15 protein-coding genes are annotated in these 14,255 nt (G+C 60.7%); 3 read left to right on the top strand and 12 right to left on the bottom strand.

Features of this window, described 5'->3' with window-relative positions; translation table 11 throughout:
* Positions 1-213: 213 nt before the first annotated feature.
* The 10 genes from I5L03_RS10955 to I5L03_RS10910 all read right to left on the bottom strand — a co-directional run bounded on the left by I5L03_RS10955 (position 214) and on the right by I5L03_RS10910 (position 9,440).
* Positions 214-2,367 carry a sodium-translocating pyrophosphatase gene (locus tag I5L03_RS10955; protein WP_197921807.1) on the bottom strand — a complete coding sequence of 718 codons (2,154 nt, stop codon included), beginning with the start codon at positions 2,365-2,367 and terminating at the stop codon, positions 214-216.
* A gap of 135 nt (positions 2,368-2,502) precedes the next feature.
* Positions 2,503-3,372: a thiamine-phosphate kinase gene (gene thiL / locus I5L03_RS10950; protein WP_197921806.1), complete on the bottom strand. Its 870-nt coding sequence runs from the start codon at positions 3,370-3,372 to the stop codon at positions 2,503-2,505.
* 115 nt (positions 3,373-3,487) lie between these two features.
* On the bottom strand, positions 3,488-3,940 hold the full coding sequence (gene nusB, locus I5L03_RS10945) for a transcription antitermination factor NusB (RefSeq protein ID WP_197921805.1): 453 nt from the start codon (positions 3,938-3,940) through the stop codon (positions 3,488-3,490).
* Entirely contained in the window at positions 3,937-5,232 is a 1,296-nt protein-coding gene (gene hisD / locus I5L03_RS10940) for a histidinol dehydrogenase (protein WP_197921804.1), read from the bottom strand. The genes nusB and hisD overlap by 4 nt, the downstream gene beginning before the upstream one ends.
* On the bottom strand, positions 5,232-5,912 hold the full coding sequence (gene hisG, locus I5L03_RS10935) for an ATP phosphoribosyltransferase (protein ID WP_197921803.1): 681 nt from the start codon (positions 5,910-5,912) through the stop codon (positions 5,232-5,234). The genes hisD and hisG overlap by 1 nt, the downstream gene beginning before the upstream one ends.
* Positions 5,913-5,972: 60 nt before the next feature.
* The gene (locus tag I5L03_RS10930) at positions 5,973-6,872 is read right to left on the bottom strand and encodes an alpha/beta fold hydrolase (protein WP_197921802.1); all 900 of its coding nucleotides are present in this window, start codon (positions 6,870-6,872) and stop codon (positions 5,973-5,975) included.
* Positions 6,869-7,369 carry an FKBP-type peptidyl-prolyl cis-trans isomerase gene (locus I5L03_RS10925; RefSeq protein WP_197921801.1) on the bottom strand — a complete coding sequence of 167 codons (501 nt, stop codon included), beginning with the start codon at positions 7,367-7,369 and terminating at the stop codon, positions 6,869-6,871. Before I5L03_RS10925 ends, I5L03_RS10930 begins: the two co-directional genes overlap by 4 nt.
* Before the next feature lie 171 nt (positions 7,370-7,540).
* On the bottom strand, positions 7,541-8,428 hold the full coding sequence (locus tag I5L03_RS10920; protein WP_197921800.1) for a pirin family protein: 888 nt from the start codon (positions 8,426-8,428) through the stop codon (positions 7,541-7,543).
* Between the two features lie 14 nt (positions 8,429-8,442).
* A complete protein-coding gene (locus tag I5L03_RS10915) occupies positions 8,443-9,150 on the bottom strand; it encodes a glutathione S-transferase (RefSeq protein ID WP_197921799.1) in 708 nt (235 codons plus the stop codon).
* Positions 9,147-9,440, bottom strand: a complete 294-nt coding sequence (locus tag I5L03_RS10910) for a BolA family protein (protein ID WP_197921798.1) — start codon at positions 9,438-9,440, stop codon at positions 9,147-9,149. Before I5L03_RS10910 ends, I5L03_RS10915 begins: the two co-directional genes overlap by 4 nt.
* A 55-nt stretch (positions 9,441-9,495) precedes the next feature.
* On the opposite strand from I5L03_RS10910, the gene I5L03_RS10905 reads away from it, so the two are divergent.
* Positions 9,496-10,086: a J domain-containing protein gene (locus I5L03_RS10905; protein ID WP_197921797.1), complete on the top strand. Its 591-nt coding sequence runs from the start codon at positions 9,496-9,498 to the stop codon at positions 10,084-10,086.
* 1 nt (position 10,087) lies between these two features.
* On the opposite strand, the gene I5L03_RS10900 is transcribed toward I5L03_RS10905, so the two are convergent.
* Together I5L03_RS10900 and I5L03_RS10895 are read right to left on the bottom strand one after the other, a co-directional pair.
* Complete coding sequence (locus I5L03_RS10900; protein ID WP_197921796.1) at positions 10,088-10,951, bottom strand: oxygenase MpaB family protein; 864 nt, start codon at positions 10,949-10,951, stop codon at positions 10,088-10,090.
* A gap of 73 nt (positions 10,952-11,024) precedes the next feature.
* On the bottom strand, positions 11,025-11,384 hold the full coding sequence (locus tag I5L03_RS10895; protein ID WP_197921795.1) for a DUF1428 domain-containing protein: 360 nt from the start codon (positions 11,382-11,384) through the stop codon (positions 11,025-11,027).
* A 73-nt stretch (positions 11,385-11,457) separates the two neighbouring features.
* On the opposite strand from I5L03_RS10895, the gene cobS reads away from it, so the two are divergent.
* Together cobS and I5L03_RS10885 are read left to right on the top strand one after the other, a co-directional pair.
* The gene (cobS, locus tag I5L03_RS10890; protein WP_407647623.1) at positions 11,458-12,441 is read left to right on the top strand and encodes a cobaltochelatase subunit CobS; all 984 of its coding nucleotides are present in this window, start codon (positions 11,458-11,460) and stop codon (positions 12,439-12,441) included.
* Positions 12,442-12,540: 99 nt separating this feature from the next.
* On the top strand, positions 12,541-14,166 hold the full coding sequence (locus tag I5L03_RS10885) for a M28 family peptidase (protein WP_197921794.1): 1,626 nt from the start codon (positions 12,541-12,543) through the stop codon (positions 14,164-14,166).
* Positions 14,167-14,255 lie beyond the last annotated feature (89 nt).

Genomic DNA, 14,255 nt, shown 5'->3' with positions numbered 1-14,255 from the left:
CCCACCAGGGGCCCTTGCATATTGGCGAAGGCAAAATCCTTACCCAATCCGTACGTTAACCTGTCCAGAGTTGTGACCGACTTGCGACAAGCTCTCTCTAAGGGGCAGAGGAGAAAGATTGCCTAAGGCAAGCGGTAAACAAAACCCTGCCAGGCGCAAACCTGGCAGGGCAGTGTTAACCAATATTGGCTGGTGGGACCAGCCGTTCGCGCCCTAGGCGGCCAGTGCTGCGAGCAGCAGTAGCGCGACGATATTGGTGATCTTGATCATCGGATTAACGGCAGGTCCCGCAGTATCCTTGTAAGGATCGCCAACCGTATCGCCCGTCACCGCGGCCTTATGGGCTTCGGAGCCCTTGCCGCCGTGATTGCCGTCTTCGATATATTTCTTCGCATTGTCCCATGCGCCGCCACCGGCGGTCATGGAAAGCGCGACGAAGATACCGCCGATAATCACGCCCAGCAGCAGAGCGCCGACAGCCGCAAACGCGTTTTCCTGACCTGCAAGCAGCAGGATCGAAAAATAGACGACGATCGGGGCGAGCAGTGGCAGCATCGAGGGAATAATCATTTCCTTGATGGCAGCCTTGGTCACCAGGTCGACCGTCCTAGCGTAGTTGGGCTTGGAGGTACCGGCCATGATGCCCGGATCATTCTTGAACTGATCACGCACATCGACAACCACGTCGCCCGCAGCGCGGCCCACGGCCGTCATGCCCATCGCACCGAACAGGTACGGGAGCAGTGCGCCGAGCAGAAGGCCGACGATGACGTATGGGTTCTCGAGACTGAAATCGACGTCAGCATCGGGGAACAGCTTCGCCAGATCGGTCGTATATGCCGCAAACAGCACCAGCGCGCCGAGGCCCGCCGAACCGATGGCATAGCCCTTGGTCACAGCCTTGGTGGTGTTGCCTACCGCATCGAGAAGGTCGGTCTTTTCACGAACGCTTTCATCGAGGCCGGACATCTCGGCAATACCGCCGGCATTGTCCGTCACCGGACCGTATGCATCGAGCGCGACGACCATGCCAGCGAGAGCCAGCATTGCGGTCGCCGCATAGGCGATGCCCATCAGGCCAGCGAGCTGGAAGGTGGCGATGATACCGGCAACGATCACGATCGTCGGCAGTGCCGTCGATTCAAGGCTGATGGCGAGGCCCTGGATCACATTGGTGCCGTGGCCCGTTTCCGAACTCTTGGCGATCGAGCGGACCGGACGGTAGTTCGTGCCGGTGTAATACTCAGTAATCCAAATGATGAGGCCGGTGATGGCAAGGCCGATGATCGAGCACCAGAACAGGTCCATGCCGGTAAAGCCTGTGACCTGTTCTGCGGTGCCTTCTTCCGCCAGCGGAGCACCCGGGTCCACACCCGCCACAGCCGCACCGATTTCCGTACCCATGCCGCCAAGCGCGTAGCTGATGACGAAATAGATGAGCGGAATGGCGAGCACCGCGGAGACGATGAAGCCCTTATACATCGCTCCCATCACATTCGTGCCGCCCTTGGATAGCTTCACGAAATAGGTGCCGATGATGCTGGTGACGATGCAGGCACCGCCGATCAGCAGTGGCAGGGCCATCATGGGCAACAGCAGATCGCCCAGAACCTCGCTGAAAAGCAGCGCTGTCAGGACCATCGTGACGCCCACGGTCACCACGTAAGTTTCAAACAGGTCGGCGGCCATACCGGCACAATCGCCGACATTGTCGCCCACATTGTCCGCGATCGTGGCAGGGTTACGGGGATCGTCTTCCGGAATACCGGCTTCGACCTTGCCGACAAGGTCCGCGCCAACGTCTGCGGCCTTGGTGAAGATACCGCCGCCAAGACGCGCGAAGATCGAAATGAGCGAGGCACCGAAAGCGAGGCCGACGAGGCCGTAAACGACTTCATCGCTATCCGCCGCATAGCCGCTCGGACCGACAAGGACGTAGAAGAACACGGCAATCGCCAGCAGCGCGAGGCCAGCCACCAGCATGCCGGTGATGGCACCTGCGCGGAAAGCTATGGTGAGGCCCTGCTGCAGGCCTTTCTCAGCCGCAGCAGCGGTCCGCACGTTGGCGCGCACCGAAATATTCATGCCAATATATCCGGCAACACCCGACAGCACGGCACCGATCAGGAAACCGACAGCGGGAATGACGCCGAGAAAAACGCCGACCAGGACGGCCACCACAACACCCACGATACCGATCGTGGTGTACTGGCGGTTCAGATAGGCCTGTGCGCCTTCCTGAATGGCTCCGGCAATTTCCTGCATCTTTTCGTTACCGGCAGATGCGCCAAGCACCTGTCGACTGGTAATAAAGCCGTAAACGACGGCAAGCGCACCAAGCGCAATACTTATGAGAACGAGTTCCATGACCCCGTTATCCCCTCTCTCCAAAATGAAACGACCCGGTTTGCCCGGGTTCGTATGTGAAGCAGGATTAACGAGGTTGCGCGGTTCTACAAGCGTAAATGCGGGGTTATGCCGCCTTTGAGAGCGGTGCCGCTGTTATTCGTGCAAATATCCGAGTCCTTCTGCGTTCACCAGCGGCTCTCCATCCAGAAACAGCGGCGCAAAGCCGCGCGGCTCGACAGCGCCGATGCATGCGGCGGGCACGGGAGGCAGCGTGCCTTCAGGCAGGGTGAAAAGCAGTTCGTAATCATCGCCCCAGCGCAACGCATCCTCGCGTCGCTCGGGGTCGGCTACAGGCACTTTGGTGCTATCGATGGCGAATGTAAGCTCGCTTGCCTCTGCCATGCGGAATGCATCGAGCAGCAGCCCGTCCGAGACATCCATGATGGCATTGGCAAGCGGCGCAAGGTCCATCCCTTCCATCACCCGCGCCATCGGGCGGGCATAGGCCGTGTCATCGCCGCCCGTCCCGTCGCGCAGCGCTTCAAAGCCGAGCATCGCCGCGCCAAGCGTGCCGGTCACAAAGATGGCATCGCCGATCTTTGCGCCTGCGCGTGACGGCACTGGAGTGCGGCTCGCGCGGCCAATCGCGGTTAGGCCGAAGGCGCGTGGTGCATCTCCGGACACGGTATCGCCGCCGAGCAAAGGCACGCCATAGTGCGTAAGCACTTCGTCCAGCCCTTCGACAAAACGCTCATCGTCCCCGCCGAGCATGTGTCCAAGGACTATGCCCAGCGGTTCCGCACCTTTCGCGGCAAGATCGGAGAGATTGGTCGCAACCAGCTTCCAGGCGACATCGGCCATGTCCTGCTGGGGAAGAAAGTGGCGGCCTTCCACGAGCATGTCATGGGTGATGATCAGCGTTTCGGAGCCGACTTCGAGGACAGCCGCGTCGTCTTCCAGACCGCGTGCGCTTTTATGCAACGGAAGCTTTCGCAGCGCCGCGATGAAGTCAGCTTCGTTCACAAGGATGCCCCCCAATTCCGCTCATCCTGAGCCTGTCGAAGGATTGTTTTTCCTTCTGGCGCAGCATTTAAAGTAAGGGCAACCCTTCGACAAGCTCAGGGTACTCGGGAATGACCTAAACCCGAACGTCTTTCGCCACGGCATCGAGAATGCCGTTCACGAATTTCGCCTCACGCTCGTCGAAAAACGCGTGCGCCACATCGACATATTCGGTGATCGCCGTGGCCTTAGGCACATCGGCGCGCGCCATCAGCTCATAGGTGCCGCAGCGCAGGATTTGCAGCATCGTCTTGTCGAGACGGGCGAGCGTCCAGCCCTCGGCCAATTTCTCGGTCAGTTTCCCGTCGATCTCGTCCTGCCGCGCGGCAACGCCGGACACCACATCGTCGAAGAAGTCGACTTCAGCATCTTCATACTGGTCGTCCTCGATTTCCTGACCCAGTCGGTGCTGGTGAAATTCGTCGAGCAGCTTGGCGAGCGCGGTCTTTTCCATGTGCTTCTGGTAAAGCGCCTGCACGGCGGCAAGACGCGCGGCGGAGCGGGCGCGGGAACGGGAGGATGCGGTCATTTCAAACGTACTTTCACACTGGCGGCATGGGCGGGAAGCCCTTCAATATCGGCGAGGATGGCTGCCGCCGGACCGATCGCGGCTAGCGCATCGGCATCGGCTTCGAGGAAACTGGTCCGCTTCATGAAATCGAGCACCGAGAGGCCGCTCGCGAAACGCGCACGGCGACCTGTCGGCAACACGTGGTTCGGCCCGGCAACATAATCGCCGATGGCTTCGGGCGTGTGACGACCGAGGAAAGCGCTTCCGGCATGGCGGATCTTGGTGAAGAAGGTGTCGGGTTCATCGACCATCAGCTCAATGTGCTCGGCAGCCAGCCGATTGGCGAGCGGCGGCGCATCGCGCAGCAGGTCTTCCACCACGATCAACACGCCGTGATCGTCCCAGCTCTTGCGCGCGGTTTCCTTCGTGGAGAGCTGCGCACAAAGGACGTCGACCGCATCTTCCACCATTTCGGCGAACACTGCATCATCGGTAATGAGGATGCTCTGCGATGTCGGATCGTGTTCGGCCTGGCTCAGCAGGTCGGCGGCCACCCAATCGGGATCGGACTTGTTATCCGAAATGACGAGGATTTCGCTGGGCCCCGCGACCATGTCGATGCCGACCACGCCGTACAGCTGACGCTTCGCCTCCGCCACCCAGGCATTGCCCGGCCCGGTGATCACATCGACGGGGCGGAATTTCTCTGTGCCATAGGCCATCGCGCCCACCGCATGGGCGCCGCCAACTCGCCAGATTTCTTCGATCTCGCACAGATGCGCAGCGGCCAGCACCATGTCGTTGACTTCGCCATTGGGTGTCGGTGTGCAGACAACAAGCCGCTCAACGCCTGCAACCTTTGCGGGGATCGCATTCATCAGCAGGCTGGACGGATAGGCCGCGCGGCCACCGGGCACGTAAAGTCCAGCCGCCTCCACCGGAAACCACTTCGCGCCCAGCCTCACATTGGCATCGTCGCGGAAATCGCGGTCTTTGGGCATTTGCCCTCCGTGATAGGCGCGGATGCGCGATGCGGCGAGTTCCAGCGCGCCGCGCGCTTCATCGCTGAGTGCTTCGAATGCGGCGGCGCAGCGGTCCTTCCCGATCGACCATGTTTCGGGGTCATCGGTCAGCGCGTATTTGTCGAACCGCATGGTGAGATTACGCAGGGTGTTGTCGCCATCGCGGCGGACTTCGGCGAGGATTTCCTGCACGTCCCGCGCCACGCCAGCATCGCTTTCGCGCCGGTCGTCCACGATCCGCGCGAACTTTGCTTCGAAATCGTCAGCGGTGGAGTTCAGGCGCTGCATCAGGCGGCATCCTTCATCATCGCAATGCGGAAGCGCTCAACCAGCGCGGCGACGCGCGGGTCTTTCTTCAATGCTGCGCGATTGACGATCAGGCGGCTGGTGACCTGCATGATTTCCTGCTTCTCGACGAGGCCATTCGACTTGAGTGTCTGCCCGGTGGAAACAAGGTCGACGATCCGCCCGGCAAGCCCGCTAAAGGGGGCAAGCTCCATCGCACCGTTCAGCTTGATGCATTCGGCCTGGATGCCTTGTCGTTCAAAATGGCGGCTGGTGATATTGGGATATTTGGTCGCCACGCGCAGATGGCTGGCATTGCCATATTTGTATTCGACCGGCTCCTTCGGCTCAGCGACCGAGAGGCGGCACGCCCCGATGCCGAGATCGACGGGAGCATAGAGTTCCGAATAATCGAATTCCTCGATGACATCGGAACCGACAATGCCTGCCTGCGCTGCACCGAAAGCCACGAATGTGGCGACGTCGAAAGCTCGCACGCGGAAAATGCGCATGTCGCCGCTGGTATCGGCAAAGCTCAGCGATCGGTCTTTCTTGTCGTGAAAGGCTGCCTCGGGCACAACGCCCGCACGTTCCATCAGCGGCACCGCTTCTTCAAGAATGCGGCCCTTGGGAACTGCGAAAATCAGCGGTCCGTGATCGGGTGTGGCACTGGTGTTTGTCATCGCCGCGCGATGTAGGGGCAAGCGGGCGAAAGGGCAATGAATATGGGTGCGGCGGAAAGGCTAGGTCTTCAGAAACGCATCCAGCGAAGCATTGACCGCGTCGGGCGCTTCCCAGGGGATGAAGTGAGCAGCGCCTTCGACACGCTCCACAGTAAGATTTTGCACCCAGTCGTCCAGCCCATCGAGATTGGCCGGAAGCAAAGCTTCATCGTCCGTACCCCACACAACCAGTGTCGGGATGGTGATGGGTGGGAAAGGCGGGTCGATATAGCCTTTCGGCAGGCCGATAGGTTCTTCCATCGGTGGAACGGCAATCCCGCTCGCGCGATACCAGTTCAGCATGGCGAAGGCGTTGTCCGGATTGGCCCATTGCGCGGCCAGCAGAGCCATTTCTTCAGGCGGATATTTCGGGCGGCTCGCCCAGCTTAGAGCCGTTTGCAGAAGACCGATCAGACCGCTCTCGCGAATGGCATCGTCATGCGCCGGATCGCGGAAGGCGCGCATATATTGGCTTGCTGCACGCTGCGCCTCGTCTTCGAACAACAGGCGCTGGAAAACCGCCGGATGCGGCGCATTGGCGATGACCAGGCGCTCCACAATTCCCATGGCTTGGCCGAATGCCGCAACGCCCCAAGCCAGCGCGCCGCCCCAATCGTGGCCGACAATGGTGAATTTTTCGACGCCCAGCTCCTTCGCCAGTGCGAAAATATCGCCGATCAAGGACTGCGCATCGTAATGCTCTGGCCCCCCAGGCTTGGAGGAATTGCCATAGCCGCGCTGGTCTGGCGCGATGCAGCGAAAGCGCTCGCTCAAGTGTGCGATCTGATCCCGCCACGTCCGATGATTTTCTGGAAAACCGTGCAAAAAGATGAGCGCAGGCGCATCTGTCGGCCCGCTATCCCAGACATCGAGCGTAATGCCGCTGGGCAGCTTGACGGGCGTCAGATCGCTCGGGGTCATACACCCTCGCTGGGGATGCCGAGAAGCTCGATCGTAAACAGCAAAGTTGCTCCGCCTGGAATCGGGCCGCGCCCGTCAAGGCCGTAGGCCTGCTCTGCCGGAATGACGATTTCAGCGGTGTCGCCTACGCCCATATAGGGGATCGCGGTCTGCCAGCCGGTGATAAGGCGTGAAAGCGGGAAGGTCGCCGGCTCGCCGCGCTCGACCGAACTGTCGAACACCTCGCCATCGGGGAAAGTGCCGGTGTAATGGATGGTGATTTCGTCAGAGACTTCGGGCGCAGGGCCGGAGCCATCGCCTGCAGTCCGCCGGAACATCACGCCTCCATCGAGCCTGTACCAGCCATCTTCAGCCGAAAGCGAATGCAATGCCTGCTGCTGCGCATTGTGCCACTCGATCGTGCCGGGAGTTCCGGGTTCCGGCGCGGCGGGTGCATCCTGCGCTACAGCGGGGGCGGAGAAAAGTAGGAGGGCGATGGGGAGAAATGCGTTTTTCATGGTTTCCCTTTTTCTTCTCCCTCGACGGGAGAAAGATGCGAAGACTTGCTGACTTGTTAGCTAGTCGAAGTTGGATGTGGGTGAAAGACCTGCACGGCACCCTCTCCCAAGCTTCGCTAGGGCGCTGCGCGACCAAGCTGCGCTATCCCTCTCCCGTCGAGGGAGAGGGGATTACGGATAGCTCACAGTTTTGGGCTGCCCATCGGGCAGCGGAATCCACTCGGCTTCATCACCGGGGACCTTGGCGAAACGGCCTTCGCGCCAGTCTACCTTGGCCTGCTCGATGCGCTCGCGATCGCTGCTAACGAAATTCCACCAGACATGGCGCTTGGTCTGGAAAGCTTCTCCGCCCAGCAGCATCGCGCGCGCTCCGTAGCGGCTCGAAAGCGTCATGGTCTCGCCGGGTTGAAGCACGACGAGATCGTAAAGCTTCAAGGCTTGACCATCGAGTGAGGCTTCGCCGCCGACCAGCATCACTGCCCGTTCGTCGGCCTCCGCATCGATCGGGATGGAGCCGCCTTCCTGCAGCACGATTTCGGCATAGATGGTCTCGGCGTGGCAAGTGGTGGAGGCACGCTCGCCCCACAGCTCACCCATGATCACGCAGGCACGCGCGCCATCGCCATCGATCCACGGCAAATCGCTGACCGACTCAAAGGCCGGGTCGATTTCTTCCTTGCCATCGGGCAGAGCGAGCCAGGTCTGCATGCCGTAGAGCGAAGGACCTTTTTCGCGCTCCACCATCGGGCTCCGCTCGGAATGAACGATGCCCGTTCCTGCGGTCATCAGATTCACCGTGCCAGGCCGAATGGTCGAAAACGTATCAAGGCTGTCACGGTGATCGATCGCGCCATCGAACAGCCATGTCACCGTCGCGAGATTGATATGCGGGTGCGGGCGCACATCCATGCCGCCGCCAAGATCAAGCTGCGCCGGCCCAAACTGGTCGACGAAAACGAAGGGCCCTACCATGCGGCATTCCTTGCTCGGCACGGCACGGCGCACGGTAAAGTCGCCAAGGTCATGCGACGTGGGCGTGACAGTCTTGAGTATGCTCATGCCCAATCAAGCCCCTACTGGTCGTCCAGTTCCTCATAATGGCGGAAGATGCCGTCTTCGTTGAATTCCATTCGCTGCTCGCTGGCAAGGTATTCAGCGAGTCCCTCGATTTCGGGCACTGCGCCCTGCAGCCCTTCGAGATAGGTCCACGTCCCCTGCATTTCCTTCATATAATTGGGGAACATGTAATCGAGCCCCTCCATGATCTGGAACAGGCTGGTGTCGACATGGCTGGGCTGCTGGCCAAGGCTGAAAGGCCCGCCATTGGCGGCGATCGCATTGTCGAAATGGATGAGGTATTTGGGGATGCGCTGGGCGCGGAAATAACCGGCCTTTTCGAAAGCCGAGTCCATCTGGTCAGCGTAATATACTTCGCTGGCGATGGGGTGATGGACGCTGTGCACTTCCTCCACGAAATCGGCGATATCGAGTTGGAGTTGGAGCAATTGCAGGTCGACCTCCATCTCGCCCGAGCCGTGCCCTTCCTTGTCGGAGAGATATTGCAGGATCAGCGGGGTCTGACCGATAGTGACATCGCCATCGACAATATAGGGCGGGGCGAACGGTCGGATGCCCTCAAGCCCGTGCATATGCTCGACAAGTGCGTCGGCATTCTGTTCACGCGCCATATCGGTATAGTCGATCTGGAAGGCCTCGCAGAACAAGCGGATGAATTCGCCGCGACCGGGAATATTCGGCCAATACCACAGCTCTACGCTCATTGCGCGCCTCCCCCTGAGGCCTCACCGGGCGCGTAGCATTTCATCGCAAAGGCGTGGACCCGCTCGCCCGGAATATCGCCCAGCGCGGCAAGCACCATGCGCTGGCGGACGAGGCGGTTCTTGCCTGCAAATTCGGGGCTTTCCACGATGACGGTGAAATGGCTTTCACCGCTGCCGTCATCGCCCGAATGGCCCGCGTGATGCGCGCTATCGTTGATGACTTCGAGCCGTGTGGGCTTGAGAGCATGGGTGAGGAGCTGGGTGATCTCGTTTGCAACTGGTCCGGTCATGCGGACTAAACTGGGGGTTTCCAACAGCGGGTGCAATCCCCATTTGTCGCGGCTCATGCGAAACGAGAAGTTCCACGGCCGGTATGAGAGCGAGGGAAGGGTGTGCGAGCATCCCACCTGCCGCGAACCCGGAGAATTCCGCGCGCCGGGCGGGGCAGGCAATTCCTTCGATGGTCCGGGCGAATGGCGCTGGTTCTGCCTCGAACATGTGCGGGAGTTCAACGCCGGGTACGACTGGTTCGAAGGAATGAGCGCTGACGAGATTTATCGCGCTCAGGCTCCCGGCTCCGGCTGGCAGACCGAGTCTCCGGCGTTCAAGCCGACCGCTGGCGTCGATGGCATGCCGCGCTGGGCGGACTTTGCCGATCCACTCGACGCGATTGGCGCGCGGGCGGGCGATATCAAGCGCGCCGCCGCTGGGCGCAAGCATGAGAATTTCAGCCGTTTCACGCCGCGAGAGCGCGAGGCTTTGCAAGTCATGGGGCTGGGGCCGAAGACGGACAGGCCCGAGCTGCGGCGCCGCTATTCCGCGCTCGTCCGGCGTTACCACCCTGATCGCAATGGCGGAGACCGCGCGCATGAAGCGCGTTTGCAACGCGTGGTAGAGGCCTACCAGCTGCTGCGGCGCGCGGCGGCTTTCGCCTGATCTAGCCGCGCGGTTTTTGCTGGAATGCCCAGCGCATCGTCCCGCCAAGCGCGCCTGTCACAAGCTTTGACGGCAAAGCCGAAAGGCCCGGCGCATCGAGATCGAGCATGGTGCGCGCAAAAGGCGGTAGAAGCGACACGGCAGCGTTCGCCATAAACGGCTGGATGGTTCCCGTTGCGCCTTGCGGTCGATGCTCAAGCACCAGCTCGGCGACTTCGCGCGCTTGCGGCGTCGCGCGCAGGTCAGACCGCAAGGTGCGGAACACCTCTTGTGCCTCTGCCTTCGACTCCGGCACGGGATCGGCGCCAAGCTTGCGCGCGATCAGAGCAAATTGGCGAAAGTATTCGTCCTGTTCGGAAAGCGGCATTTCCGGCCGGACGTGGACAAGCCAAGCTTCGAGAAACATCAGCGCTTCTGTCACATGGACCCAAGCCAGCGTGCGCGGATTGGTCGCTTCGTAGGCGGAGCCATCGGGAAGAGTGCCGCGAACCTTGGAGTGGATGCGATTGACCCGCTCAATTGCAGCCTCCGCATCGTCACGATGGCCGTAGGTCGTCACCGCGATAAAGCGAGCAGTGCGGCGCAACCGGCCGTGCATGTCCGCGCGAAAATTCGAAAAATCGAGCACACCTTGCAGGGCATGTGGGTGCAGCATTTGCAACAGCAGCGCGGACATCCCGCCTATCATCATGCCGACGAGATCGGCATGCACCATGCGGATCGGCGTATTGGCAGCGAAGTATGCTTCATCGGAAGGAGGGATGGGTGCCTCGCCCTTGGACGCATCGTTAAACGCCGCGCGCACCCGCTCGACCAGCTTCAGCCGGGTGAATTCGACCGGATCGGGGAAGGGGCGGCGCGCCATTGGCTTAATCTAGGCGCATTGCTGCCGAATGCGAGTGGTCTTAAGTCTGGCGACGTCCGTATTGCAAAGCTTGCTATTCCGCCTCACTCATTACGATTGGCCGGAAGCCGCCCCACATCATTCGCATGCCGTCGAACGGCATTGCGGAAAATTCTTCCTTCCAGAAAGAATCGTTCTCCATCTTCTCATGCGAGGCATCGTAGGCAGCCTTGTCGCGCCAGATCATCCACGAAAAGACGATCCTTTCACCTTCCTTGGCAAGCGTCGCGCGGCGGAAATCGGTGACGCGGCCGTCGGCTATTTCATCCTCCCACGCCTCCACGATTTGGACGACGCCATATTCGTGAAACTTCGTCGCCGCGCGCTTCGCCATCGCCACATATTCGGCCTTCTTGTCCTCCGGCACGGCGAGCAGAAAACCCTGAATGTACATTCCCCATTCCTCCTCCATACGGCCCCAATACCTTGTTGCAGCATGCGGCGCGCGCGTCTAGGCAGCGCGGCATATGAACGAGATGACAAACAGCAGCGAAACCGGAACCACCGTAATGGCCGCGCCCGACATGGAAGTCGATGTGCGTGAAACCTTTGGCATCGATATCGACATGAAAGTGCCCGCCTTTTCCAAGGCTGATGAGCGCGTGCCCGACACCGATGAAAGCTATGTTTTCGATCCGGACACGACGCTCGCGATCCTGGCCGGCTTTGCCCATAATCGCCGGGTGATGATCCAGGGTTATCACGGCACGGGTAAATCGACTCACATCGAACAGGTTGCCGCGCGTCTCAATTGGCCGACTGTTCGCATCAACCTCGACGCGCATATCAGCCGTATCGACCTGATCGGCCGCGATGCGATCGTGCTGCGTGACGGCTTGCAGGTGACCGAATTCCGCGAAGGCCTGCTGCCCTGGGCTTTGCAGCATCCCGTCGCGCTTGTGTTCGACGAATATGACGCTGGCCGGCCGGACGTGATGTTCGTGATCCAGCGTGTGCTGGAGCAGGCGGGCAAGCTGACTTTGCTCGATCAGAACCGCGTGATCCGCCCGGATCCGCATTTCCGCCTGTTCGCGACGGCCAACACTGTCGGCCTCGGCGATACGAGCGGCCTCTATCATGGGACGCAGGCAATCAATCAGGGCCAGATGGATCGCTGGAATATCGTGGTCGGCCTGAATTACCTGCCTGCCGAAACCGAGCGCGAGATCGTAGGCGCGAAGACCACGCTCGGCGCCGATCTGGTGGCAGACATGATCCGCGTGGCAGACCTCAGCCGTCAGGGCTTCATGAATGGCGATATCTCCACGGTGATGAGCCCGCGTACGGTCATCACTTGGGCGCAGAACACCGAAATTTTCGGTGATCCCGGCTTCTCTTTCCGCCTCAGCTTCCTCAACAAATGCGATGAGGCAGAGCGGATGCTGGTGGCGGAGTATTACCAGCGCGTATTCGGCACAGAATTGCCCGAAAGCGTCGTTTCGAAGGATTGATGCGCGCCCTGCCGTTGCGGCAAGGCTCTTGCACGTCACGCATTAGCGTGTAGCACTCGGCGCTGCTTGAGATTTGCGCTGATGGGCGGGGGAATTTCCATGAGAAAACTGAGTGTTCTTGCCGCTTTGGCTGCGTCCTTCCTGGCGATGCCGGGTTCGGCGCAGCAAGCGATTTCCGACCGGGCTACGTTGGAAGACGACGTCCGCATCCTCGCCGATGACGACATGGAAGGGCGCGAAGCGGGCACGCCCGGCTATGATCGCGCCGCGGAATATGTCGCTGGCCGCTTTGCCGAGGTCGGCCTGCTGCCGGGCGGAGACGATGGCAGCTGGTATCAGAATTTCGAGCTGGTCCGCGTCCGCCAGGCGCGCGACACAAGCGTTTCTATCGTCGATGCCGAGGGCAATTCGCGCAAAGTCGATTACGGCACGGATATCGTCGGCGGAGGCCTGCCGAATGCAGGCAGTGGCAGGTTCGAGGCCGAGATGGTCTTCGTCGGCTACGGCTATGATCGGCCCGATCTTGGTTATGACGATCTTTCCGGCGTCGATCTCGAAGGCAAGATCGCCCTGTGGGTCTATGGCGCGCCCGAAGGGCTCGATCCGCTCGAAACGCGCATCCTGCAGAACCAGGCGACTTCGCGGCTTGCGGAACGGGGCGCTATCGGTGCGATAATGCTGTGGACGCCGGAGCTTTCGGCGCGCATCCCCTTTGCTCGCGGGGCTGCTTTTTTCGCAGGTGGCGGTGGGCTGACCTGGCTCGGCCCGGACGGTGTGCCGGGTCATCCGGTCGACGGCGTGCAGGTCTCGCTTGTGGCATCGGAAGAGCTGTCCCGGAGCTTGCTGCAAGGCGAGCAAATCTCCCTCGATGAAGTGTCGATGGCGCAGGCAAATGGCATGGCCCCGCTTCCCAGCTTCGACATTTCATCGCGCGCCCGGATCAGCTTCGCGAATGAAATCCAGCCGGCACTGGCAACTTCGAATGTCATCGGGATGCTGCCCGGCACCGATCCGGCATTGGCAGACCAATATGTCGTCGTGACAGCGCATCTCGATCACGAAGGCATCTCGCGATATCCGACCGAGGACGGTGATCGCATTTATAACGGCGCGATGGATAATGCGACGGGCGTTGCAGCGCTGATGGAAATGGCCCGGCTTCTTCGCGAGGAGCCGGTACGCCGTCCCACGCTGTTTGTCGCATTGGGAGCAGAGGAATTGGGGCTGATCGGATCATCCTATCACGCGGCCAATCCCGGCCTTGGCGAGGGCGAATTGGTCGCAAACGTGAATGTCGACATGCCTATCCTGACATGGCCCTTCTCCGACATCGTGGCCTTTGGCGCGGATCGCTCCAATCTCGGCCCGGCAGTGGCCACTGCAGTGAGCGAATATGGCCTTGAGCTGGTGCCCGATCCCAACCCGGGCGAAGCTTTCTTTTTCCGGTCCGACCAATACTCCTATGTCGAGCGCGGTATCCCGGCAGTCTATGTAGACCTCGGCTTCGGCAATGGCGGAGAGGCGATCCAGACTGGTTTCCTGGCCACGCATTACCATGAGCCTTCGGATGAAGCCGACCTGATCGAATATGAGCAGCTCGGCCGCTTTACCGATATCGCTTATCTCGTGCTGCGCAATGTTGCCAACATGGATGCGCGCCCCGGTTGGTTGCCGGAAGACTATTTCGGCCGCGCCTTCGGTGGCCATATAGCGGCCAGCGAATAGGCGGTCATCAGCGAGCATTCAGCTTGGGTGGGCGAGAGGTCCGGCTTCGCCATAGAGGCCGCTGCGACCAATGACCAAAATTCGCTCGC

The sequence above is a fragment of the Aurantiacibacter sediminis genome, from assembly GCF_016019885.1.
Taxonomy (GTDB): Bacteria; Pseudomonadota; Alphaproteobacteria; order Sphingomonadales; family Sphingomonadaceae; genus Alteraurantiacibacter; species Alteraurantiacibacter sediminis.
Note: the sequence above shows the minus strand (reverse complement) of the source record. Positions and strands in the feature narration are given on the sequence as shown.